The 24,086-nt window shown below is 41.8% G+C and carries 29 protein-coding genes; 27 read left to right on the forward strand and 2 right to left on the reverse strand.

The genetic code is table 11. The features are described 5' to 3' along the window. The first annotated feature begins 56 nt into the window (after positions 1-56). The 14 genes from FKX85_RS17190 (at position 57) to FKX85_RS17255 (ending at position 14,095) form a co-directional block, all read left to right on the forward strand. Positions 57-713, forward strand: a complete 657-nt coding sequence (locus FKX85_RS17190) for a 3-oxoacid CoA-transferase subunit B (RefSeq protein ID WP_141615910.1) — start codon at positions 57-59, stop codon at positions 711-713. 846 nt (positions 714-1,559) lie between these two features. Next, positions 1,560-2,693 carry a site-specific tyrosine recombinase/integron integrase gene (gene xerA / locus FKX85_RS17195; protein WP_141615911.1) on the forward strand — a complete coding sequence of 378 codons (1,134 nt, stop codon included), beginning with the start codon at positions 1,560-1,562 and terminating at the stop codon, positions 2,691-2,693. Positions 2,694-2,755: 62 nt separating this feature from the next. Continuing rightward, a complete protein-coding gene (locus tag FKX85_RS21510; protein WP_168196286.1) occupies positions 2,756-3,520 on the forward strand; it encodes a PD-(D/E)XK nuclease domain-containing protein in 765 nt (254 codons plus the stop codon). A gap of 264 nt (positions 3,521-3,784) precedes the next feature. Beyond that, a complete protein-coding gene (locus FKX85_RS17205) occupies positions 3,785-4,639 on the forward strand; it encodes a Swt1 family HEPN domain-containing protein (RefSeq protein ID WP_141615912.1) in 855 nt (284 codons plus the stop codon). Positions 4,640-4,779: 140 nt separating this feature from the next. Beyond that, a complete protein-coding gene (locus FKX85_RS17210) occupies positions 4,780-5,859 on the forward strand; it encodes a DUF5677 domain-containing protein (protein ID WP_141615913.1) in 1,080 nt (359 codons plus the stop codon). 304 nt (positions 5,860-6,163) lie between these two features. Further along, positions 6,164-6,802, forward strand: coding sequence for a hypothetical protein (locus tag FKX85_RS17215; RefSeq protein ID WP_141615914.1), 639 nt, complete (start codon positions 6,164-6,166; stop codon positions 6,800-6,802). Between the two features lie 171 nt (positions 6,803-6,973). Then, entirely contained in the window at positions 6,974-7,624 is a 651-nt protein-coding gene (locus FKX85_RS17220) for a hypothetical protein (RefSeq protein WP_141615915.1), read from the forward strand. A gap of 627 nt (positions 7,625-8,251) precedes the next feature. Further along, positions 8,252-8,539, forward strand: coding sequence for an IS66 family insertion sequence element accessory protein TnpA (gene tnpA, locus FKX85_RS17225; RefSeq protein WP_141615095.1), 288 nt, complete (start codon positions 8,252-8,254; stop codon positions 8,537-8,539). Continuing rightward, positions 8,539-8,880 (forward strand): IS66 family insertion sequence element accessory protein TnpB, encoded by a 342-nt coding sequence (gene tnpB, locus FKX85_RS17230; protein WP_141613661.1) that lies wholly within the window; start codon positions 8,539-8,541, stop codon positions 8,878-8,880. The genes tnpA (FKX85_RS17225) and tnpB (FKX85_RS17230) overlap by 1 nt, the downstream gene beginning before the upstream one ends. A 168-nt stretch (positions 8,881-9,048) precedes the next feature. Then, the gene (tnpC, locus tag FKX85_RS17235) at positions 9,049-10,599 is read left to right on the forward strand and encodes an IS66 family transposase (protein WP_141614247.1); all 1,551 of its coding nucleotides are present in this window, start codon (positions 9,049-9,051) and stop codon (positions 10,597-10,599) included. A gap of 127 nt (positions 10,600-10,726) precedes the next feature. Then, positions 10,727-11,014, forward strand: coding sequence for an IS66 family insertion sequence element accessory protein TnpA (tnpA, locus tag FKX85_RS17240; RefSeq protein ID WP_141615095.1), 288 nt, complete (start codon positions 10,727-10,729; stop codon positions 11,012-11,014). Next, a complete protein-coding gene (gene tnpB / locus FKX85_RS17245; RefSeq protein WP_141613661.1) occupies positions 11,014-11,355 on the forward strand; it encodes an IS66 family insertion sequence element accessory protein TnpB in 342 nt (113 codons plus the stop codon). Before tnpA (FKX85_RS17240) ends, tnpB (FKX85_RS17245) begins: the two co-directional genes overlap by 1 nt. Positions 11,356-11,523: 168 nt before the next feature. Further along, the gene (tnpC, locus tag FKX85_RS17250) at positions 11,524-13,074 is read left to right on the forward strand and encodes an IS66 family transposase (protein ID WP_141614247.1); all 1,551 of its coding nucleotides are present in this window, start codon (positions 11,524-11,526) and stop codon (positions 13,072-13,074) included. 421 nt (positions 13,075-13,495) lie between these two features. After that, entirely contained in the window at positions 13,496-14,095 is a 600-nt protein-coding gene (locus FKX85_RS17255) for a hypothetical protein (RefSeq protein WP_141615916.1), read from the forward strand. A 252-nt stretch (positions 14,096-14,347) separates the two neighbouring features. On the opposite strand, the gene FKX85_RS21930 is transcribed toward FKX85_RS17255, so the two are convergent. Then, the gene (locus tag FKX85_RS21930) at positions 14,348-14,701 is read right to left on the reverse strand and encodes a group II intron maturase-specific domain-containing protein (RefSeq protein ID WP_210416864.1); all 354 of its coding nucleotides are present in this window, start codon (positions 14,699-14,701) and stop codon (positions 14,348-14,350) included. 201 nt (positions 14,702-14,902) lie between these two features. Then, positions 14,903-15,142, reverse strand: a complete 240-nt coding sequence (locus FKX85_RS17265; RefSeq protein ID WP_141615917.1) for a hypothetical protein — start codon at positions 15,140-15,142, stop codon at positions 14,903-14,905. 45 nt (positions 15,143-15,187) lie between these two features. Here FKX85_RS17265 and FKX85_RS17270 point away from each other — a divergent pair, with 45 nt between their 5' ends. From FKX85_RS17270 to FKX85_RS17330, 13 genes are all read left to right on the forward strand, one after another. Next, positions 15,188-15,949 carry a helix-turn-helix transcriptional regulator gene (locus tag FKX85_RS17270; protein WP_141615918.1) on the forward strand — a complete coding sequence of 254 codons (762 nt, stop codon included), beginning with the start codon at positions 15,188-15,190 and terminating at the stop codon, positions 15,947-15,949. Positions 15,950-15,953: 4 nt separating this feature from the next. Further along, positions 15,954-16,427 carry a GyrI-like domain-containing protein gene (locus tag FKX85_RS17275; RefSeq protein ID WP_141615919.1) on the forward strand — a complete coding sequence of 158 codons (474 nt, stop codon included), beginning with the start codon at positions 15,954-15,956 and terminating at the stop codon, positions 16,425-16,427. Then, entirely contained in the window at positions 16,420-16,848 is a 429-nt protein-coding gene (locus FKX85_RS17280) for a DUF1801 domain-containing protein (protein WP_141615920.1), read from the forward strand. The genes FKX85_RS17275 and FKX85_RS17280 overlap by 8 nt, the downstream gene beginning before the upstream one ends. A 774-nt stretch (positions 16,849-17,622) precedes the next feature. After that, entirely contained in the window at positions 17,623-18,135 is a 513-nt protein-coding gene (locus tag FKX85_RS17285; protein WP_141615921.1) for a hypothetical protein, read from the forward strand. Positions 18,136-18,411: 276 nt separating this feature from the next. Further along, a complete protein-coding gene (locus FKX85_RS21680) occupies positions 18,412-18,822 on the forward strand; it encodes a glycosyl-4,4'-diaponeurosporenoate acyltransferase CrtO family protein (protein WP_229239843.1) in 411 nt (136 codons plus the stop codon). 127 nt (positions 18,823-18,949) lie between these two features. Then, positions 18,950-19,534: a GDP-mannose pyrophosphatase NudK gene (gene nudK / locus FKX85_RS17295; RefSeq protein ID WP_141615923.1), complete on the forward strand. Its 585-nt coding sequence runs from the start codon at positions 18,950-18,952 to the stop codon at positions 19,532-19,534. Between the two features lie 38 nt (positions 19,535-19,572). After that, the gene (locus tag FKX85_RS17300) at positions 19,573-19,959 is read left to right on the forward strand and encodes a hypothetical protein (protein WP_141615924.1); all 387 of its coding nucleotides are present in this window, start codon (positions 19,573-19,575) and stop codon (positions 19,957-19,959) included. Positions 19,960-20,070: 111 nt separating this feature from the next. Continuing rightward, on the forward strand, positions 20,071-20,505 hold the full coding sequence (locus FKX85_RS17305; RefSeq protein WP_141615925.1) for a DoxX family protein: 435 nt from the start codon (positions 20,071-20,073) through the stop codon (positions 20,503-20,505). 224 nt (positions 20,506-20,729) lie between these two features. Next, positions 20,730-21,308 (forward strand): hypothetical protein, encoded by a 579-nt coding sequence (locus tag FKX85_RS17310; RefSeq protein WP_141615926.1) that lies wholly within the window; start codon positions 20,730-20,732, stop codon positions 21,306-21,308. 141 nt (positions 21,309-21,449) lie between these two features. Beyond that, positions 21,450-21,920 (forward strand): hypothetical protein, encoded by a 471-nt coding sequence (locus FKX85_RS17315; protein ID WP_141615927.1) that lies wholly within the window; start codon positions 21,450-21,452, stop codon positions 21,918-21,920. Between the two features lie 228 nt (positions 21,921-22,148). Next, entirely contained in the window at positions 22,149-22,514 is a 366-nt protein-coding gene (locus tag FKX85_RS17320; protein WP_141615928.1) for a DUF2200 domain-containing protein, read from the forward strand. 43 nt (positions 22,515-22,557) lie between these two features. Next, positions 22,558-22,977, forward strand: a complete 420-nt coding sequence (gene arr / locus FKX85_RS17325; RefSeq protein WP_141615929.1) for an NAD(+)--rifampin ADP-ribosyltransferase — start codon at positions 22,558-22,560, stop codon at positions 22,975-22,977. Positions 22,978-23,270: 293 nt separating this feature from the next. Beyond that, positions 23,271-23,828, forward strand: coding sequence for a class I SAM-dependent methyltransferase (locus FKX85_RS17330; protein ID WP_141615930.1), 558 nt, complete (start codon positions 23,271-23,273; stop codon positions 23,826-23,828). Positions 23,829-24,086: the final 258 nt, after the last annotated feature.

The following is a 24,086-nucleotide window of genomic DNA, read 5'->3' on the forward strand; positions in this document are numbered from 1 at the left end:
ACTTCCCCTGCCCAAGCGGATCAGCGTGTCATCCAAATCTCTAAACCCCAGCAACCATGCTCACTAAAGAACAAATTGCCCAACGGATCGCCAAGGAAATCAAAAATGGTCAATATATTAACCTGGGCATTGGCATCCCAACCCTGGTGGCCAACTACATCCCAGATGAAATGGAAGTCGTCCTTCAGTCCGAAAATGGCCTGCTGGGGATCGGCCCCTTCCCTACTGAAGACCAAGTGGATGCTGACCTGATCAATGCCGGCAAGCAGACCATCAGCATGGTCAAAGGATCCGCACTTTTCGATTCTTCAGACTCCTTTGTCATGATCCGGGGAGGCCATGTGGACCTCACCATCCTGGGCGCCATGGAGGTGGCAGAAAACGGGGATATAGCCAACTGGAAGATCCCCGGCAAAATGGTCAAAGGTATGGGCGGTGCCATGGACCTGGTAGCTTCTGCTGAGAACATTATCGTCGCCATGCAGCACTGCAGCAGAGACGGCAAATCAAAACTGCTAAAGCACTGTACCCTCCCGATCACCGGCATCCAGTGTGTGCGTAAAATCGTCACCGACCTGGCCTTCCTCAAGGTCCTCCCCGAAGGCGGTTTCAAACTCCTGGAAAGAGCCCCCGGTGTCAGCGTGGAAGAGATCCAATCCAAAACGGAAGGCCGCCTAGTGATCGGCAAAGAAGTGCCGGAGATGGAGGTCTGATCCCCTTCCACGCCAGCGAAAACGCATTTAAAAAATTCAGTCCCTTTGGGGTTGCTAAATCTAGCCGTGTTTTCCTAGTCCAAGGATCGATCCATGAATGATGAATTCTTAAATCCCACCTAATCCCCTGTTAATGAGCCCTATTATCATAAAGTCGCTTGTAGCCATTAAGGCTGAAATCCTTCCTGACATTACCCCAGGGCAAGGCCTTGGGGGCATAAGCCCAAAAACATTCCGCTAACGCAGGCCGAAAGCCCCGCCCAGTTCTTCCATCTAGTCAAACAATATGCACGGGAAGATTTTTAGCTGGCCTTACAGGCCGCAGGTAGTCCCATCATCACCTATTACCAATTGGCCCAATGCGTTTCATTGGGCTGGATTAAACACCCATTTCAGGGGAGTGATTCAAAAAAACAACTTCCCTGATCCTGTTCAGTAAGTTGATATATTCCTATAACTGCAGAAAAGGTTAATATGCACAACCAATGGTCAGCTGTCCAACCCTTGAGGATCAGGGAAATCGCTTTTAAAAAAATGTTGTATAAATCACAATTTCTAATGCGTTGTCATCCCGACTTGAGGAGGGATCTCAATTTTAAATAAGAGATTCCTTCCCGATGTATCGGGATCGGAATAGCCTGCCCTCCACGAAATCCTTCAGCCTGTCCCGAAGGATTTCGGGAGGACAGGCTGGAGGATATCGGGAACAAAGGCATTGTTAGAATGGCGTAGCTAGTGGAATACGCAATCGCTCATCTAAAAGCGATTTCCCTGCCTTCCACGCTATAGATTTTTTAATATTTCAAAAATTTAGTTATATTAAATTGTCAATTAACTTTTTGGATATTGAGTATACTACGGTCTTCCATTAGTGTAGAGCATCTCTCGCATCGCGGACAAGAGGTCTTGGGGTTATTTTTTCCCTACGATACGAACCTGATCGATTTCAGCAAAAAACTGGGAGCAAAATGGAGCAAAACCAAACGGTGCTGGTGGATTCGAGACACCCAAGAAAACCGGCGTCGGCTGGAAGAAGAGCTATCTGGAGATGACAGGTATCCGGTGCCGACAATAGCTAAGGAAACGGCCGAAACATCTGTCTCCCAAAAGGACTTGGTGCCTAATGAATACCGTAATCGGCTAAAAAGAAGAAGGTATAGTGAAAGTACCTATAAAACATACTGTTATCTTTTTAATGAATTTCTGCACCATATCCATCCCACCAGTCACTTTGACTTTAAGGAAAGCGATATCCGCAAGTATCAGGATTGGCTGGTACAGGTAAGGAAAGTATCCATCAGTACCCAAAACCAAGCCATCAACGCCATCAAATTCTATTTAGAAAAAGTAGCTATGGGCAAACGGAAGACCTACTATATAGAACGGCCCATCAAAGCGAAAAAGTTACCGAGCGTACTCAGTGAAGAAGAGGTAATGGCCTTATTCAATGCCACCAAAAACCTCAAACATCTCACCGCCCTGAGCATGATCTACGGCAGTGGGATGCGCCTCAGTGAATTGTTGAATTTGAGGATTAGAGATATCGACACCAATAGGAACCTTATCTCGATCAGAGGGGGAAAAGGAAAAAAGGATCGGGTAACTTTACTGGGTGAAAGTATCAAGCCACTACTTCGCCAATACCTGCATACCTACAAGCCAAATTATTGGTTTCTGGAAGGGCCAGGCCGGCATCGCTATTCGGCAAGCAGCATTCGAAGCTTTTTAAAACGCAATGCAAAATCAGCAGGGATAACTGTCGAAGTGACGCCCCATATGCTAAGGCATTCATTTGCCACCCATTTATTGGACAGGGGGACGGATTTACGTTATATTCAACAATTGCTGGGGCATCACAGTCCCAACACGACGGCGATATACACGCACGTGTCCACCAAAAATTTGCAAAACATCAAAAGTCCTTTTGACCAACTGACAAACGATAATCAACTGGATATTAACTATTTAAAAAACAAATAACCAATGGCGTATATACTCCAATTGAGTATATTAAGACGTTGTGGGCAATTTTAAAAAAAAATATGAACGAAAAAGAAAGATTAGAAAAACTGATTGAGAAAGGAAAAAGTGTATTGAATACACATAAACCAAATCCTTCGCATATGATTGGTTTTACTACTCTTGATAGCGGAAAATTCATTGCTTGGAAAACACAAGTTTTAAGTTTTTTTGGCGATATTCTTCCATTAGATAGTCCATATATTGAGACTTTTAAATCGAACGTTAAACAAGCATACAAAAGTTCAACACAAGAAGGAATTGGTATTTTAGAATCAGTTAAAGAGGATTTAAATTTTGGCTTAATTAATAAAGATACCAAACCAAAATTTGATCCGACAATTCCATTATTCAATCTTTTCGATAAATTCCATCAAATTGTAAGGCAATTGCGATACCGATATGATTCTCGTGAAACGCTAAATGTACACGATGAATACGATATGCAAAACTTATTACATTCGTTACTTCATCTATATTTTGACGATATTCGACCGGAAGAATGGACGCCAAGTTACGCTGGAAAAAGTAGTAGAATGGATTTTTTATTAAAAGATTACAAAATAATAATTGAAGTAAAGAAAACAAGAAAAGGTTTAACAGAGAGGGAATTAGGAACTCAACTGATTGACGATATTGCTCGTTATAAATCTCACCCAGATTGTGAAACTCTACTTTGCTTTACTTATGACCCAGAAGGACTAATTGGAAATCCAAGAGGTTTGGAAAACGACTTAAATAGACAAGAAGAAAACGGACTAAATGTAAAAGTGATAATCAGACCGTAGAAAAACTGCCCACAACAAGGCATAATAGCAATAGCGAGAAAGTGCTTAACCAAAAATAGGTGCTTTTTTGTTCGCCAAAACCTTATTCTGATTTCCTTTTTTGTAAATTAGTCAATAAAATAAGGTTTTGGCTAAGGCAGTTGCCAAACGGAAAGGTTCGTGCTTTTCTATTTCGCTACTGCGTTTATACCCGACCGTTGTCAGTTTATACCTCCCTCCGGTCGGCATAAACTGACAATGGGCGGCATATAAAACATACTACAAATGGAATTCAACTACCAAGTCGACAATGAAAAATATTTCGAAGCAGTAAAGGTAATTCTTAGAAACAAGAAATGTGTTGATGCTCAGAACCTTCTAAATGGTGGTTCTTTTTCTGTTTCACAAACAGGGAAATTGGGGAAAAGATGGAATGCCTCAGAAGTTGATGTAGTTTTTTACATTAAAACCGAAGACTTAGAAAAATTGACTCCAAAGATTGAGCAAGAGATATTATCAGCAGCAAACACCGCAATGCCCAAAAAAGCCGGTTTTGATTTTGAAAAGGTACAATTTGCTCCGAATATCGAAAATGATGATTCTGATCTTAGCAGTAAAACAGAAGAACTTATTGCAGAGATAGAACAAGAAGTCGACACTGTGCAGCTTGACCCTGATTTGATAAAAAAGGGAAAAGAGATGTCAAAAGCCTATATTCTTCTTTACACAATTGAAAATGTTCTTCGGGAATTTATTTTGAAAGTAGCTAATGACAAATATGGTCAGGACTATTGGGATCAATTGACCATAACCAAAACAATTAAAGAAGGAGTTGAAATGAGAAAGAAGCAGGAAGAGAAGAATAAATATATCTCAGTGCGTGGTGGTAATAATCTATTTTATTGTGACTTCAAAGAACTTGGTTTACTGATATCAAACAATTGGGACATATTTAAAAGTTTCTTTCCTACAACACATTGGATAGAAACGAAAATTAATGAATTAGGAGAATGCAGAAACTTAATCGCTCATAATAGTTACTTGGATGAACACAACAGAGACCTGATAAAAGTGAATTTCCAGAGTATCATTAAACAATTGAAAAAACAAAAAAATACGACCGCACAACAATGGGTATAAAACATAGGGCGGACAGTGGTTTCCGCAAGTTTTCGTCTCTTAGCAAGCTTGGTTTCGGACGGACAGCTAAGTGCTTCGAAATGCCCTACGTTTCATACCCGAGACCGTTGTGCGTAATATGACCATCAAAATTTATCAGAATGCAAGAAAGAGATTGGCTAGAAAAACTTTTCCAAAAATCACTAGAAAAAGCTAGACCAGATTTCGAATATACTGATGAAAATATTGAGAAATTATCTGAAATTATTGAAGAATCAATGCCTTCGATAATTACAATGTTTGAAAAACAAGTTCACAAGAAATCAAAAGCAATTCTCAAACAAAACAGAAAGGATATTTCAAAATTCAGGAAGAGGCTAAATAAGACTTGGAAATCTGCAATTGACCAATTAGAAATCTTCATCTCATTTAATTTAGAATATGGAGTTATAGTGTCCGATTCATACAGACAAGAAAATCCAAACGATGTTAAGTTTGAAGCTCTTTTAAGATTACACGCAAGGTCGTGTCAAATAGCTTGTGAAATACTGGAATTAATTAAAGGAGGTTTTGCTGATGGAGCAATGGCAAGATGGAGAAGTCTATATGAAATATCAGTTCTTGCAAACTTTTTAGAAAAAGGAACTGAAGAACTTTGTCAAAGATACTTGGACTACTATTTCGTAGAAAATTATTTTGAGACATTAGAATATCAAAAAAATTGTGAACGACTTGGATATGAACCGCTTTCCGAAGAAGAAATAGAAGAATCTAAAAATTTGGTCGAAGCCCAAAAGGAGAAATATGGAAATGATTTTGGAAAACTATATGGTTGGGTTGGAGATATTCTTCCTAAAAGGAAATGGAATTTTGCTGGCATAGAAGAAACAATAGAGTTTAAATGTATGCGCTCATTCTATAAAATGGCCAATAATTCTGTGCATTCTGGCGCAAAAGGATTCATATTCACACTTGGACAGTACGACAGTAATGAAGTAATGTTAGCGGGACCGAGTAATTATGGTTTTGCAGACCCTGGACAAAATGCAGCGTTTTCTCTTTTTCAGACTACTTTAACATTATCAGAATTCGAGACTTATTTGGAAGACTCTTTATATATAAAAATCGGAATGAATATGTTAGACAAGTTAAGTGAAGAATTTGTTAGAATACAGAAAAAAATAGAAGCAGAAGAAGATGAATTAAGAAATACTACGCACAACAACGTATATAAAAAATAGCGGTTTAAGTGCTTAAATCAAAGTGATTTCCGTAAATTTATTTTCAATACCAAACCGAAAAGTGTGTTAATAAAATCCGCTACTTTTCATATACAAGACCGTTGTCAGTTTATACCTCCCTCCGGTCGGCATAAACTGACAATGGGCGGGCGGCTCCGCCGCATGTCGCCGTTTCTGCACTCCCTACGGTCGCTACAAAACGACAACATGCGGCTAAATGCCATATTATTTCAAGATACTATGTATCTTTTCACAATACGGCACTTAGCCGCCCGCCCATTGTGCGTCATTTGAGAAAACCAAAATGCTAAAGATATTTAAGCGAAATATTAAATTTGAATATCAGGAAAGATTAAAAAAGTCGTTTCCGAAAAAATTACATTCGGACTTAAATAAAGTCTTGAAAATCTTACCATTTGAAAATAATAACGTGAAATTGTGTGATGGAAAAATTCACAGAGTTGACAATCTAATTAACGAAACGGAATTGGATATTGTATTTGACAACGAAACTCTGACAATTCCTTACAGGCTTTACTTTAACGAACCAAATCTTGAATTAGAAAAGTCTTTGACTGACAAACAGAAAGACATCTTGAATTGCATTTATTTGCGACATCACAATGGATATTTAAGAGAGAAACGTCTGAATTTAATATCTGATAATTCAGAAAAATGGACTGTTCCGTTTATAATCCAATTAATTGGCGAATATGTTTATGAATTACTACCAATTATTGCCAAAAAAGTAAATGAAAACACTTTGGATTATTACGCTGAATTTAGAGATGAAAATCCTAAATATTGGCAACAAACTGAAAGTAGAATGATAAGTTATTGGAATGAATATTATAGATACAAATTTCCGAAACTGAAAGAATATTTGGGATTTGAAATTGTTAACCGAATAAAAAAACGAACGCACAACAATGGCTATACGTAATGCGGGCTAAAGTGCTGAAAACAAAGTTTATAACTTCTATTCCGCTCGCAGTTTTTATATTTATTGAAAGAAATAACAAATATAAAAAACGGCTCGCTACTGTTTGTGCGAATTTGAAACTTTCGGCTTTCAAATCCCGCACTTCGCATAGCCGAGACCGTTGGGCATAATATGAAAAAAACGAAACTTCTAATATTCGGAATTTTAATTTTACAATTAAATTTTTCTTGTAAAACCCAATATTCTACAACCGAATTAAACGAGAACTTTACATCCGAACAAATAGCGGATTTGAAAAAAATTACTGATTTTTTTCAAGAACAAATGTGCTTGAAAATGGAATCTGATTTCAAAACTTGCTACGAACGTACTCCGCACGAATACCTTGAAGCTACAGGTAACGGATTTTGGACAAACATTAACTTTGAAGAACAAAAGAAACTATATGAGCAAATTTCAAAATCAACATTTGACGAAATTTGGGATTTCTGCGAAACAACCTATTTCCATCCAAACGAAACTAAAGTTAAAGAAATTTGTGCCGTTTATAATGGAAAATACCAAAAATTCTTGTCGGATTTAGGTAATTCAAATCCAGCAATTGCAGAATACCTCAAAAAAATACAAGCTTCCGGAGATTATTCCTATTCAAATATCCGATATTGGAATGTACTAAATGATAAAAAACATTTTGACTTAAATGACCCAAATATTCAACTGATTTTAGCAATCCATTACTTATCAATGAATGACCAAGAATCAAGAAATAATGAACTAAGAGAAAAAGCATTTGAAAATCTAAGAAAACCAAATCGTGAATAAAATACTATGCCCAACAGCGCATATAGTTTATGGCGGAATTAGTGTTAAACCGTAAGTTTTTGTATTTTTAAAAACATAAAACCTTAACCGAAAAAACTGCGCATTTTTGCCCGCCACAAACCATATGCGCGAACCGTTGTCAGTTTATACCTCCCTCCGGTCGGCATAAACTGACAATGGGCGGGCTGGAAAAATTATGAGCAAATACAAATCAAGAGAAATAAAATTCAAAGAAATAATCGAAATAAATGGCTGGAAACTAAAAGTGTATATTATCACAAAAGGAGAATGAGCATACCTCCCCCTTGTCAATGAACTTTATTAACTGATTGAATATCGGCTGTCCGCTAAAATTACTACTTTTGCCCATGGCTTAACTTTTTTGTGTCGTAACTCAAAAGTAGCCACAATGGGCTGGTTCAGCAATGGACTGGCCCTCTTTCATTTATTTTTTACCGGACACCAATGAATTAAGAATAAAATAACTGTTGCCAACAACTAAGTTTTCGTGCGGCTTGTAAAGCCAAGCATGAAAACGCTGTTGCACTGCCTGCCCGTAACCACCTTATAAAGTACATGTTTCATAGTGAGTTTTGACCACCTAGCTTTGTGGAAAAACAAGAAGATATGAACCTACAAGAAGAAATGTCCTCCCTAGTCGAAGAATACAAGAGCAGCGGTTTGACACAGAAATCCTTCAGTGAGCAAAAAGGGATCGGCTTCCACAAATTCAATTATTGGTACCGGAAGCTGAGGGATGAACAGTCCCGGGGAGCGACCGGCTTTATGCCTGTCCGTACCCAGGGCAGCAGCCTTCCAGCAGAGACAGTGGAAGTGGTCTATCCGAACGGGGTAAAGCTGCGGGTGCCTGGCGGGGACCTATCGCTGTTGTCGAACCTGATCAAACTCTACTGATGTTTTCACTGGGCTCCCAGCACCAATATTTCCTGTACCGCAGCCCGGTGGACATGCGCAAAGGATTTAATGGGCTTTACGGGATGGTCATCAATGAACTGGACCGGGACCCGGTTTCCGGGGAGGTGTTCGTCTTTGTCAACCGCAACCGCAACCTGATCAAACTCCTGCACTGGGAGAAGGGCGGTTTCGTGGTCTATTATAAACGCCTGGAAAAAGGCACTTTCCTGCTCCCGGAGGAGCGGGACGACGGCGTGTTGGAATGGCCCGAACTGGTGCTGATGGTCGAGGGCATCCAGGTGGACGGCTACCGGCAGCGTCCCCGCTACACCCCCGGTTGATTTTTTTACTGACCGGTGTTCAGCTTTTTGGAGCCGTATGCGCTCCTATTCGCTCCATCAGGTGTTTTTTGAAGTGAAATGGCCGAAACCATCCCTTGAGGGCTTTTTCCACAGGGGATGTGGAAAAAAAGTTCATGGTTTTATAAGCGGGAGGCTTTATTTTCGGGCATGTCAAAGCCACTCGATCAGTTGACCAAAGCCGAACTGCTTGCCCTTTTGGAGCAAAGGGAGCAACAGGTGGCCGACCGTGAGCGGGTGATAGCCGAGAAGGAACGTATCCTGGCCGAGAAAGAAGCTTATGAGAAGCAGCTGTTGGCGATGATCGAGAAGTTCAAGCGCATGTCCTTTGCCCAGAAGCGGGAGCGCTTCGAGGGGAACAAAGACCAGATGGACCTGCCCTTTGAGCCTACCCAAGAGCAGGAGCGGCAACAGCAGGAGGAGTTCTCCCGCAAGGTGGAATACATCCGCAGGAAACGCCCCACCCATACGGGCAGACAACCCTTGCCCGACCATCTCCCTACAGAAGAGATCGAGATCCATCCGGAAGGCGATCTTACCGGCATGGAGTGTATCGGCAAAGAAGTGACCGAAGAGTTGGACTATATCCCTGCCCAATATATCCGCAGAAGGTATATCCGTTACAAATATGCACCAAAAGACAAGTACAGCAGTGCCGGGGTAAAGATCGGCCTGTTACCGGAAAGGGCCATCCCGAAGGGCATCCCGGGTTACGGACTGCTCACCGACATCCTTACAAGGAAATACCTGGAACATATGCCGCTGTACCGGCAGGCGCAGCGGTTCAAACGGGAAAAGATCCCCATAGCGCCCACCACACTTGAGGGATGGGTGAAACAGGGCCTGGAAAAACTCGAGCCCCTGTACGATTGCCTGGTGGCCGACACCAAGGCCATGGGCTATCTTATGGTGGACGAGAGTACCATACGGGTATTGGACGGCGACAAGAAGGGCGCCTGCCATACAGGCTACTATTGGGTGTACCATAATCCCCTGGAAAAAACCGTACTGTTCGATTACCGGCCTACCCGGGGAAAGGAAGCCCCCAGTGCCATCCTGGAAAATTTTAAGGGCTACCTGCAAAGTGACGGGTATGCCGTATATGAACACTACGCCGACAATAAGGAGGTCACCCACCTGGCCTGCTGGGCGCATGCCAGGCGGAAGTACTTTGAGGCCTTGGTGGAGAACAAAAAGCTGGCTTCCGAAGCCCTGGGCTTTATCGGCAAGCTCTACGATGTGGAAAGAAAGGCCAAGAAGCTGAACCTATCTGCCGAAGACCGTAAAAAGCTCCGTTTGGATGAGGCATTGCCGGTGATCAACAAAATGTCCGAATGGATCAAGAAGCAGCTGCCCAAGGCCCTGCCCAAAAGCGAGCTGAGAAAAGCCCTGTTCTACTCGGCAAACAGATGGGCCGAGCTGTCCAACTACCTGTATGACGGGGAACTGGAGATCGACAACAACCCCGTAGAGCGAGAAATCAGATCCATGGTGGTCGGCCGGAAGAACTACCTGTTTGCCGGTTCCCATAAAGCGGCCCAAAGGGCGGCCATGATCTATTCCTTCTTTGGGATATGCAAGCTACATGACGTGAATCCCCAGCAGTGGCTCGAACATGCGCTGAGAAATATCATGACCATCAACCATAAAAACATCCGGGACTTATACCCACAAAACTTCAACCACACAACACGGGGTTAATAGGGCGGTTACGCCTGCCCCGACTATTTCGGGGAACTGGTGCCTATCGCTGCCACGTAACCACCTTATAAAGTACATGTTTCATAGTGAGTTTTGACCACCTAGCTTTGTGGAAAAACAAGAAGATATGAACCTACAAGAAGAAATGTCCTCCCTAGTCGAAGAATACAAGAGCAGCGGTTTGACACAGAAATCCTTCAGTGAGCAAAAAGGGATCGGCTTCCACAAATTCAATTATTGGTACCGGAAGCTGAGGGATGAACAGTCCCGGGGAGCGACCGGCTTTATGCCTGTCCGTACCCAGGGCAGCAGCCTTCCAGCAGAGACAGTGGAAGTGGTCTATCCGAACGGGGTAAAGCTGCGGGTGCCTGGCGGGGACCTATCGCTGTTGTCGAACCTGATCAAACTCTACTGATGTTTTCACTGGGCTCCCAGCACCAATATTTCCTGTACCGCAGCCCGGTGGACATGCGCAAAGGATTTAATGGGCTTTACGGGATGGTCATCAATGAACTGGACCGGGACCCGGTTTCCGGGGAGGTGTTCGTCTTTGTCAACCGCAACCGCAACCTGATCAAACTCCTGCACTGGGAGAAGGGCGGTTTCGTGGTCTATTATAAACGCCTGGAAAAAGGCACTTTCCTGCTCCCGGAGGAGCGGGACGACGGCGTGTTGGAATGGCCCGAACTGGTGCTGATGGTCGAGGGCATCCAGGTGGACGGCTACCGGCAGCGTCCCCGCTACACCCCCGGTTGATTTTTTTACTGACCGGTGTTCAGCTTTTTGGAGCCGTATGCGCTCCTATTCGCTCCATCAGGTGTTTTTTGAAGTGAAATGGCCGAAACCATCCCTTGAGGGCTTTTTCCACAGGGGATGTGGAAAAAAAGTTCATGGTTTTATAAGCGGGAGGCTTTATTTTCGGGCATGTCAAAGCCACTCGATCAGTTGACCAAAGCCGAACTGCTTGCCCTTTTGGAGCAAAGGGAGCAACAGGTGGCCGACCGTGAGCGGGTGATAGCCGAGAAGGAACGTATCCTGGCCGAGAAAGAAGCTTATGAGAAGCAGCTGTTGGCGATGATCGAGAAGTTCAAGCGCATGTCCTTTGCCCAGAAGCGGGAGCGCTTCGAGGGGAACAAAGACCAGATGGACCTGCCCTTTGAGCCTACCCAAGAGCAGGAGCGGCAACAGCAGGAGGAGTTCTCCCGCAAGGTGGAATACATCCGCAGGAAACGCCCCACCCATACGGGCAGACAACCCTTGCCCGACCATCTCCCTACAGAAGAGATCGAGATCCATCCGGAAGGCGATCTTACCGGCATGGAGTGTATCGGCAAAGAAGTGACCGAAGAGTTGGACTATATCCCTGCCCAATATATCCGCAGAAGGTATATCCGTTACAAATATGCACCAAAAGACAAGTACAGCAGTGCCGGGGTAAAGATCGGCCTGTTACCGGAAAGGGCCATCCCGAAGGGCATCCCGGGTTACGGACTGCTCACCGACATCCTTACAAGGAAATACCTGGAACATATGCCGCTGTACCGGCAGGCGCAGCGGTTCAAACGGGAAAAGATCCCCATAGCGCCCACCACACTTGAGGGATGGGTGAAACAGGGCCTGGAAAAACTCGAGCCCCTGTACGATTGCCTGGTGGCCGACACCAAGGCCATGGGCTATCTTATGGTGGACGAGAGTACCATACGGGTATTGGACGGCGACAAGAAGGGCGCCTGCCATACAGGCTACTATTGGGTGTACCATAATCCCCTGGAAAAAACCGTACTGTTCGATTACCGGCCTACCCGGGGAAAGGAAGCCCCCAGTGCCATCCTGGAAAATTTTAAGGGCTACCTGCAAAGTGACGGGTATGCCGTATATGAACACTACGCCGACAATAAGGAGGTCACCCACCTGGCCTGCTGGGCGCATGCCAGGCGGAAGTACTTTGAGGCCTTGGTGGAGAACAAAAAGCTGGCTTCCGAAGCCCTGGGCTTTATCGGCAAGCTCTACGATGTGGAAAGAAAGGCCAAGAAGCTGAACCTATCTGCCGAAGACCGTAAAAAGCTCCGTTTGGATGAGGCATTGCCGGTGATCAACAAAATGTCCGAATGGATCAAGAAGCAGCTGCCCAAGGCCCTGCCCAAAAGCGAGCTGAGAAAAGCCCTGTTCTACTCGGCAAACAGATGGGCCGAGCTGTCCAACTACCTGTATGACGGGGAACTGGAGATCGACAACAACCCCGTAGAGCGAGAAATCAGATCCATGGTGGTCGGCCGGAAGAACTACCTGTTTGCCGGTTCCCATAAAGCGGCCCAAAGGGCGGCCATGATCTATTCCTTCTTTGGGATATGCAAGCTACATGACGTGAATCCCCAGCAGTGGCTCGAACATGCGCTGAGAAATATCATGACCATCAACCATAAAAACATCCGGGACTTATACCCACAAAACTTCAACCACACAACACGGGGTTAATAGGGCGGTTACGCTGCCACATCTACTATTTTGGCGCTTCCTTCCTTTCGGAAAGTTTGGACTTCGGCAGCATGTGTTACCTCACCCGACCTCATAGCCTCAGTATGTGGTTCTCCCGGTCGACCGGGATACAGACACCGCAGTCTGGCTTACTTCACTGCATGCCTCACGGCAAACCAGCTTGCCACTTGCTTGGCTTCGGGACGTTACCCCCCGCGCTTAAGGGACTTTCACCCGTTGGAACGGTCAACTTTTTGACCTATATTCACCATTCAAGGCACACACAAAGGCTATAAGTAATTGCTTGTTCTCGCCTATTTCTGAAAATTCTCGCGGATTTTCAGTTTGGTGTGTGCTTGCAAAGTTAACCGCTAAACCACGCAATTACTCATAGCCGAGACCGTTAGCCCACATTTGAGAAATGACAGCGATTATAGTATTTATATTGATAATTATTGGATTCAACTTAATTCCAGAACTGACAAAAAAAAGATTCCCTAAAACGGAAAAATTAATCAAACGAATATTGATTTATGTAACGGTTACGTTTGTAATTCTGATAATATTATCATTTAGCGGACTAAAACTCAAAGGAATTTACTCAAACTTAATAATTGGACTGATTTTTATTCTGACAAGCCTTTTATATTTTGCAATTACGAAAAACACAACTCGGAAAATAGTTACTATTGTTGCTTTAATCCCATTGATTTTATTGAGTGCCTATTTTCAAGTTTTTAACGATAATTTAGGTCGCTACAAAGTGACCAAAAACCATGATATAGTTATAAGTCGTGAAGGATTTTTAGCGTGTGGGGAAATAATAAGATTGACAACGCCAAAATTTTTGATATTTGACAAAGAACTGATTTATGACAGTAACCAATGTTTGCGAGGAATTTATAAAATAGAAACTGTTGAGTTTGACGAAAAACGAGCCGAATTTTTAATTTATCATAATGGAGATATGGATTCTGAAAACCCTTATGATTACGAAATTGAAAATAAAAACGTGTGGTAATCGAGTAGCCCGACCTGAACCAATTGGCTCAGGTTGAGGCTCTCACACCATCCCGGTCGACCGGGACGGTTCACTAGATTGTAGGTTGCGTTTTGAGATAGTAAGAAAGCATCGGTTCATAACCTTTTCTTCTCAAGCGTGACACAGTCGAGTAGGTAAAGGGAATCGCACCCCTAAACCTCTCACACAACCGTACATGAAGGTCTCCCCTCATACGGCTCTTATTATGCAGTCGGTTGATAGTCCATTGGATTAGACTAATTTGTATCCCAACTCCCAGTGATAGAAAAGGTTTGGATAAGAGACAGTAACTTGTCTAAGCCATTTTACTGCTTTGACCTTGCTTCCTTTGAAACTCTTGTACTTGTTCAGAATCCACCTGATCAATCGATGGTGCAGGTAATAAAACACAGGTTTTAGACTTCTACGGCTTATTTTTCCATAATATTGAACCCACCCTCGGATCTTTGGATTCAGCAATGTTGCCAGATCCTGAATACCCCGTTGGCTTTTGTTGTGGAAATTGAGCTTTCGGAGCTCACCATTGATACGCACCTTGGACTTGCGGCTCATCTTACAATCAAACTGCAGAAAACTCCCCCCCATTTCTTAATCTGTTTCTCATAGACTAAAAACTGAAACCCGGGAAGTTTAAACCGCCAAGCATTTCGCTTCCTGACTGCGGCTGGCACCGAACAACAAGGTGAGTGGCGGGGAGGTGCTCTCAAGTAAAGTCCCAAAAGGAAGCAACAGGCTGAAAATCGCAATGCGGCCAATGCCAATAGAAACCTGAAAGATTCTACACCACTACGAGACTTCTTTCATAGGATAAGCTTTAGAAAAGGGAGGGTTTTGGCCATCAGTGCCACGGCCAGAAAGCTCGCCGTCTTCATCTGAAACATGGTAGTGAAGGGAGTTCCCTACATCAATCCGGAAGGTTATCTCTTCCTGGACCAGAAAAGAAAGGTGGGTCTGGTCAAGAAGATAAAGAAACAAATCGATAAATTCGCTCTGACAAATGAGGATTTGGGACTGGAAACAGTCCATATTTAACCTATTTTTATTACGTTACCCACAAGCTAAAAAAACCGAATGGACAAAGAAAAACCCAGACTTGCAAGATTGACAGCAATCCTAACCCAATTACAATCGAAACGGATTGTAACTGCAAAAGAGATTGCCGAAAAACATAATGTAAGTGTCAGAACGGTTTATCGGGACATCCGAACACTTGAGAAATCGGGAATTCCAATTGTAACTGAAGAAGGAAAAGGCTATTCAGTTGTAGAAGGTTACAAACTTCCACCCGTAATGTTTACCCAAGAAGAAGCGAATGCTTTAATAACAGCGGAACGACTAATCAGAAAAAATAAAGACCAATCTTTAACTGAACAATACGAAAGCGCAATAATAAAAATCAAATCGGTCTTAAAGTATGACCAAAAGGAAAAAGCGGAATTACTAACAAACAGAATACAGGTACGCAATAACCGTGAGAACGAAAAAACAAGTAGTTTTCTGATACAACTTCAGTCTACTATATCAAATTATCAAACGATAAAAATTGATTACCTGTCATTGGAAAACAAGCAAAGTCAAAGAGAAATCGAACCTTTTGCACTTTACACCACACAGGACAATTGGGTGCTTATCGCCTTTTGTAAATTAAGAAATGATTTTAGAGCATTCCGTCTTGATTGCATCCAAAAAATAGAAATCTTAGGAAATCATTTTGAACCTCACAAAATGACTTTGCAACAATATCTCGAAAAATGCAGTGAAAAATATAAAGACACCCCTGACACACCTTTGGCACAAGGTCAATCTACTTTTGCATTAAATCATAAAATATAAAAAGATGCAAACAGCAAAAATTAAACCTTTTAACATTATTGGAATTTCGATTAGAACAACAAACGAAAACGGACAGGCAAGCAAAGAAATTGCCGAACTTTGGGGTAAGTTTATGTCCGAGAATATTTTGACAAAAATCCCTAATAAAGTTGATAATGAAATTTATTCACTTTATACGGACTATGAAAGCGACCATACAAAACCCTATACAGCAATACTTGGTTGCAAAGTTGAAAACTTGGACAACATTCCCAACGGTATGGTGGGTAAATCATTTAGCGGAGGAAAATACATCAAGACAACAACAAAAGGAGACTTGATGCAAGATTTGGTCGTTAACCAATGGGCGAAAATATTTGAAATGGAATTAGACAGAACCTATGATGCTGATTTTGAGATTTTCGGAGAAAAAGCACAAAATCCGTCAGATGCGGAAGTAGATTTTTACTTAGGTATAAAAAACCAATTAAATGGGTAAATTTAAATTAAAAACAGACCCTAAAGTAGAGACAGTTTTTGCGAATTATCCCGACTTTGTTCGGGATAAAATGCAACATCTGCGGGAATTGGTAATAGAAACAGCACAAGAAACAGAAGGTGTAACCGACTTGGAAGAAACTTTGAAATGGGGAGAACCCAGTTTTGTCACGAAAAACGGCAGTACATTGCGTATGGATTGGAAAGAAAAAACACCTAACCAATATGCAATGTATTTCCAATGCACGAGTAGATTAGTTGATACTTTCAGGTTAGTTTTTGACCACAAATTTCAATACGAGGGAAAACGAGCAATCGTCTTTCAATTAAACCAGAAAATCCCTGAATTGGAATTAAAAGAGTGCATAAAAGCATCTTTAACTTATCATAATGTAAAGGAGCTGATTACCTTGGGGATTTGAAAACTGAATAGAAAAAGCCTGTGGCTAATCGTGTAGACGGCCGTGAGCCATAAGCTCACGGTGCGCCTCTCACACCATCCCGGTTGACCGGGACGGTTCACTGGATTGTAGGTTGGGTTTGTTAACCCTGTGCGCTTAAGATAAGGCTACCAAAAGGCTCCCCATCGAATTTGGACGTAATCCATTGTTCGGCCCTACAATGTTCCGTGAAACCCTCAGGGGTATGGTTTTAGCAATCCCTGCTCGTTCCTCCAGCTACTATGACCTCGACTGACTTCTTAGCTCATAGAAATCGAGTCTATTCCAAGATCTTCCCAGAGCCTGCCCCAATTTTCTCGGGGTAAGGGCATATTCCTTTCCCAAATGTCCACTGGATCTACCTGGCAGATGCTTGATGGTTTCCCACCCTTTGGACGTCAGTATGATGTGCTGCCTCATCCGACCTGTCAGGCCTCCATATCCAGTTCCTGTACGTTGGAACCGGGGTTTGCAGTCTCGCTTCCTTCACTCCATGCTTTACAGCAAACGAGCTTGCGACTTGCTAATGCTTTGGGAAACTACTCCCGCACATAAGGGACTTTCACTCTCTGGAATATTTTGGTATCTTCGATACCTGATGCACATGCTGGGCACACACAATGTATATGAAAAATAGGAGAAATAGTATCAAAATCAAGGGTTTTGGCTCGTATCAAGCTTTGTGTTTAGCCGAAAGTTCAGTGCTTGGAAATCGCCTACTTTCCCTATACTAACCGTTAGCAACAAGCAGAAAAAATGAGAATTCTAAATATTATTTTCTTACTGACATTTATTTCTTGCCAATCTCAAAATTGTGATTGCGAAGGATTTATTGATTGGGAATCTGATAAAATCATCAATATTTACTCGGACTCAAACGGAAAAACAAAAATTGCGGAATTACACAATGATCTTATAAACGATGACTTTTTAATATTCAGGATCTTGGAGTCTAATAAAAACTATTTTAAAGTGGAGATCGGACGAGCGATGACTGAAAACCGAATCACAGGTTGGATTAAAAAGATAAAAGAAATTGTAGTTGATGACAGAAATTACTCGGACTCCCAAACTTTGAATTTATATACAGAACCGAATTTAGAATCTAAAATAAAAAACAAAATCACTGAATATAGTACTGAACATTATACCATAAAGAACTGTAAAGGAAAATGGATTTATGCACATCAAGTAAAAGATGGAGAAGTAATTGAAGGCTGGCTCGAACCGTCAATGCAATGTCCTAATCCATATACGACTTGTAATTAAAAAAAGCCAGAGCACAATATCGGCTACTTTATTATAAAATCATACCACTTAAGAAATGATAAGTAGTTCCACCTACAATGGCTATAAGTATTTGCTTGTTCCCTCCTACTTCTGAAAATTCTCGCGGATTTTCATATTGATGTGTTCCGCTACGGGGGATAAGCGCTAAACCACGCAACTACTCATAGCCTAAACCGCTACCAATAACTTAAAAAAATGACCATTGAATACTTGACATTCGGAATAGGCATATCGTTTATTTCCTGGATAATCGGAATGATATTCAATAATATTCTTGTGAAAACTGAATTTTACAACAGCCTTTCCCATCTGAATTTTATAGAAAACAAAACCTTGAATAAGTACATTGGCCTCTTCTATTTTAAATGGGTGGTGAATAACACCTTTTTTAAATTCTTCAATCAAAAAATCAAAATTCGAAACAAAAATACAGTATTAGCTGATATTCGAAGAGAAATGACAATTGCTGAAATAAGTCATCTAATTGGTTTTGTTTTCGTCACCTTTATTGCGCTGTATAAAAGTATATCTGTCAACCCTTTGTTTGGATTGACCATAATGTTTGTGAATGTCTTCTTGAACCTTTACCCATCATTATTGCAACAGGAGAACAAAAGGCGTCTTGACAAATTGATGAAAAGGAAACTAACATTCGGTACACGCTAAAGTAGATGACAGATTTGGTGGAAAATCGCACTTAAAAAAATAGCTTTTCCCTCTTGATAGGTTAAGAAATAATAGACTTGAATATATCCCAATCGATAAGAAAACAGAAATTCAGAAAAAGAAAAAAATGAACGAAAGGATCAAAATCCAGAAAACCGTACTATTGTCAGACGAATGGTATACGCTGAATAAAGTCATTTTCGATTATCTAAAGGAAGATGGAGAATGGGAAACGCAATCCAGAGAAGCCTATGACAGAGGAAACGGAGCCACCATATTGCTGTACAATAAGAAAGAGGCAACCGTAATACTCACCAGACAATTTAGACTGCCCACCTATATAAATGGCAACCCTTCAGGTATGCTTATAGAATCATGCGCTGGCCTGTTGGACCAAGATAATCCAGAGAACTGCATCAAAAAAGAGACAGAAGAAGAGACTGGATTCCGGATTACCGAGGTGCAGAAGATTTTTGAATCATACATGTCCCCTGGTTCGGTCACCGAAATACTGCATTTCTTTATCGCTGAATACGAAGACGAAATGAAGGTCAGTGAAGGCGGCGGGTTGGAAGAAGAACACGAAGACATAGAAGTACTGAAACTCAAATTTACAGATGCTTACAATATGATCTCTACGGGCGAAATAAAAGATGCCAAAACTATCATGCTGCTACAATATGCCAAAATAAATGAATTAATGAATAGATAAAAAAACAGATGATCTTCTTAACCCAAATAACAAAAAGAATGAAGATAAGATATTCCAGAAAAAGACTAAGACAATACCTGATTTTCGGATCGCTATGGTTTATTCTCGGAATCGCTGCGCTGGTCTATAATGCTGAAAATGTCTTTAGTTATGGTTATCTACTGGCTGGAATATTATATTTTGTAATCTACCTTTTCGAAAATACCAAACAGTATCTGACGATAAGGCAAGGGATCATCACAAAAAAGCATCTGATTCCGAAAAAGATCAACATAAAAGACATTATTCATCTGAAAAAGTTTGACGGAAAGTATATATTGAAAACCATCGCAACTGAAATGAAAATCAATATGGAATTGATCGAAGAGAAATCGCTCGTCAAACTAAAGGCTGTATTGGAGAACCTGAATGTGGAATTGAAATAGTAAAATAAAATTGCGAATTGGATCTCTTTTGCATCAAAAGAACATAAACCCCTTAGGCATCTGGAAACCATCAAGTATAATGGCATTAATAAAAATCATACCACTTAAGAAATGATAAGCAGTAAAACAATCAAACTCTTCCTACGACTCGCTATATCAGCGGGGTTTCTGTCCGCAGTAGCCGATAGATTTGGGATGTGGAGCGAAGAAGTTTCCGTATGGGGCGACTGGAATAGCTTCCTAGGTTACACTCAACTGATAAACCCTTGGTTCCCGGAAACCTTCACCCCAACCATCGGAGCCTTGGCAACAGCAGCAGAAATCATTTTTGCAGTGTGCTTGATCATCGGGTTCAAAACAGAGCTGTTCGCCAAGTTAAGTGGATGGTTACTGTTACTTTTTGCCTTGTCCATGACCTTTTCCACTGGAATGAAAGGGGCACTGGATTTTTCGGTTTATAGTGCTTCCGCTGGTGCTTTTGCATTGAGCCTAATGAAGGAGAAATATTTGGAAGTAGACAAGCTAATATCTAAGGCTAAAACTTAATGGACATATACCATCTCTCCTCAATGCATACGGAATAGCAGTTCACCATTTTGCCAAAAATAAATTCTCGATCCCCAAGAAAAAATTTTTATATATTCAAATAGTTACTATAATTGAGAAAAAACAGTTAATTATTTCTTTCACAATGCTAACTAAGGTAATTCATTTATATTTTACGGATTAAACACCTGTTTTATAGATAAAGTTACCAGCCTGTTTTACCGATGAAAAAAGTAAACGCATTCTTTTTAGTGATAATGCTGACAATTTTCAGCCATGCCATTTTTGCACAGGATTTTCATCCATCAGATGAATTTCTTATGACCACTGTTCCGGATGCATTGCGCAGGATTGATCATTCGAATCTTCCAGCGGATGGTTATACAAACATTTATCTTACTGACCGCGGAGGAAAGGTGTTAAAAGGATTTCCAGTCTTCATCGAATCCTACTATGACAATGCCGAAGTAGAAGAGATAATCCTTCCATGGCTCAAGGATGTCAGGAAGGTCATTCGTCTTAGGATAGATCATTGTCCATGCTACTGTGATATCGAAGTTTACCACTGGCTGCTCACCCATGACGGCCAATGGACTGCACTTCCAGTCCTGACACCGCCCGACTATGAAGTCAGCTTGACCTATTTAGCCTATATTTTTCCAGAAGAAGAACCAAACGTGATCGAACTCCATGAATACCAGGACGAAGTGATTTTAGGAGAAATCGAGCCTACTTTCCGCCAGATTGCTGATCAGACCATCAAAACGCTGACATGGGATGGAAGGAGCATAAAGGAAGAATAAATAGGCACAAGTAGATTTTAGTGTTCATACGACCCACTGATCGTTAAGGCATTAGATTTCAGGCTCGCTCAGCCGCCATAAAGAATAAAAGAAAATTTCTATAAATCAACGATTACATATACTCCAAAAACCCTCTACATTATGAAAAAGGCTATGTTAACCTTAGTTATTGTTTTATCAGTATCAGTGCTGTGCTGCGCCCAGCGAATCGAGAGCCATAAAGTATTTGGTGGATACCAATACACACAAAACGGACAACATATCAGTTTCAAACACATGACAAAAGCCATGGAGTCCAATCCAAGGGCATTTGATTTAATTAAAAAAGCAAGGACCAGTAACACCTTTGCTTCTATAGTTGGATTTGCAGGTGGTGCATTAATTGGCTGGCCAATCGGAGCTGCACTGGGAGGCGGAGAGCCTAACTGGGCTTTGGCGGGAATCGGTGCAGGCCTGATCGTTGTAACCATTCCGATTTCCTCCAGTGCCAATAAGAAAACCCATCAAGCTGTAGATATATATAATTCCGCTTTTAATTCAGGTACATCCTTTAAGCCTGAATTAAATTTCATCACGAACCAGAACGGGATAGGACTTGCAATGGTGTTTTAACCGGTTGTTTGGAACAAAGGAAAGTAACCTGAATCCTTCTTCCGCTTCTAACATCACCCATGCAACTAAAAAATGACATAGGTGGTCTGGGGTTTATGGTAAATGGTAGTAACTTTATTCATCGTCTCATGGCTACTTAAATTACTAAATTAGTCTAATCGGTTTTTTGCTTTAAAAGCAGATTTCAGTGAGCTTCAGTAAAATTATACATGTGACCAGGAATATATTATGAAAACCTCTGACAAACAAAACGAACGCATTGCCAAAATGACCTTTGCTTCGGTTTACCCCCATTACGTCACCAAAGTGGAGAAGAAAGGCAGAACCAAAGATGAACTCCACCAAGTCATCACTTGGCTCACTGGCTTCAATGATCAAGCAATTCAGCGACTGATCGATGAGAAAGTAACTTTTGAGGAATTCTTTGCCCAAGCTACGATCCACCCAAACGCCCATTTGATCAAAGGGGTCATCTGCGGTTACCGTGTAGAAGAAATCGAAAACCCATTGACCCAGCAGTTACGGTATTTGGACAAACTGGTCGATGAATTGGCCAAAGGCAAGAAGATGGAAAAGATACTGCGGATGCCTTGAATTCACGCCTTCCCTCCGACCAATCATCACTAATCCATTCCTTATGAAGGACCAGAAAACCATAGACTATACCCAAACATTCTATCATGGCACTAAAGCAGTGCTAAAGCCCGATGACCTGATTGAGGTGGGCTTTCACTCCAACTATGGAAAAAGAAAGCAGGCTAAGTACATCTACCTGTCCGCTACTTTGGACGCTGCCATCTGGGGAGCTGAACTGGCCCAAGGTGAAGGTGCTGAGCGTATTTATATCGTAGAGCCCACCGGCTCCATCGAAGATGATCCCAACCTGACGGACAAGAAATTCCCGGGCAATCCCACCAAATCCTACCGCTCCCAGCATCCTTTTAAAGTCATCGGTGAAGTCACGGAGTGGCAAGGCCACGCCCCCGAACAACTGCAGGCCATGAAAAAACATTTGGAAGCACTAAAAGCAAAAGGGATCGAGGCAATAGAAGAATAAATCATTGGCTCCCCTATGAATGGGTAAATTACTACAAATGATAAATTCAGCCAAGAAAGGTGTACTTACTAATAACCTGAATTTCTATAAAATCGATATCCAACCGTCATAGCGAACACAGAGCAACGGAGTGAAGCAATCTCGTTTTCATTACGAACCTGTCCACAGCCAAAGGCAAGGCCCTTTTAGGATGGGGTGTGGGTCGGACAGGGCGTGGCAGCTCCTTCCCGCAAATTCCCCTTCTCACGCTTTGCAGTGATAGTTTTTAAACTCAGGTTAATAACAATTATCCAATGAAACTAAGATCAGCAGACAACCTCGCCCCCATTTGGGACTTATTATACGATATGATCCCTGACAATGCGAACGTTCTGGATATTGGCTGCGGAAATGGTAAATTGTTGCTAAAAATCGCCCAAAAGCTACAAATGGGCTTGGGTATTGACGAGTCTCCACGCCTTATTCGCTCAGCCAACGAACAAGCCAGGAAATTTACCCACCTCTCTTTTCAGTGTAAACAGATCCAGGAGGATTTCACCGTCCCCACAGGCATTGATTGTATTATCGGCAGCATGTTTTTTCATGTGATATCCCCTGATCTTAGCCTATCCTTGCTTAACAAAGTAAAAATTAGTGCGGACAAACTATTCGTGGTCGCTTTAGCCAAACCAACAACATCAACCGATAAATGGATACTTTGGCTTGACCAGCGATTCTCCGGACATTACCATAACTTCCGATCCTATCAGCACCTAGGCTATATGGATAGAATACTTACACTGGCACAGCTTCCTTTTTCAGTCTCTCCTACACCTATTCCGTTTATAAAAATTTATACCGTGAATTTGTAAATACACATAGGAAAATAGAAATAGGAACAGCTTGGATTTAACCGTGGATTACCTGATGGTCAAGAAAGAGTAAATGCTGAAATTTTGACATGAAGTCACCAAAGAGCATGGGCTAGAACCATTAATTGCCCGCGAGCTCAGCCAAACACCTGGATGCCTTTATGGCTATAAGTGTTCGGCTTGGAATTACCACTGATTAATGCTTAATACCGAATTTTTACTCCAAAACAATCACCAGTTCGTAACCTGCCGTACCCT

Origin of the sequence: Echinicola soli (genome assembly GCF_006575665.1) — a bacterium.
GTDB lineage: Bacteria > Bacteroidota > Bacteroidia > Cytophagales > Cyclobacteriaceae > Echinicola > Echinicola soli.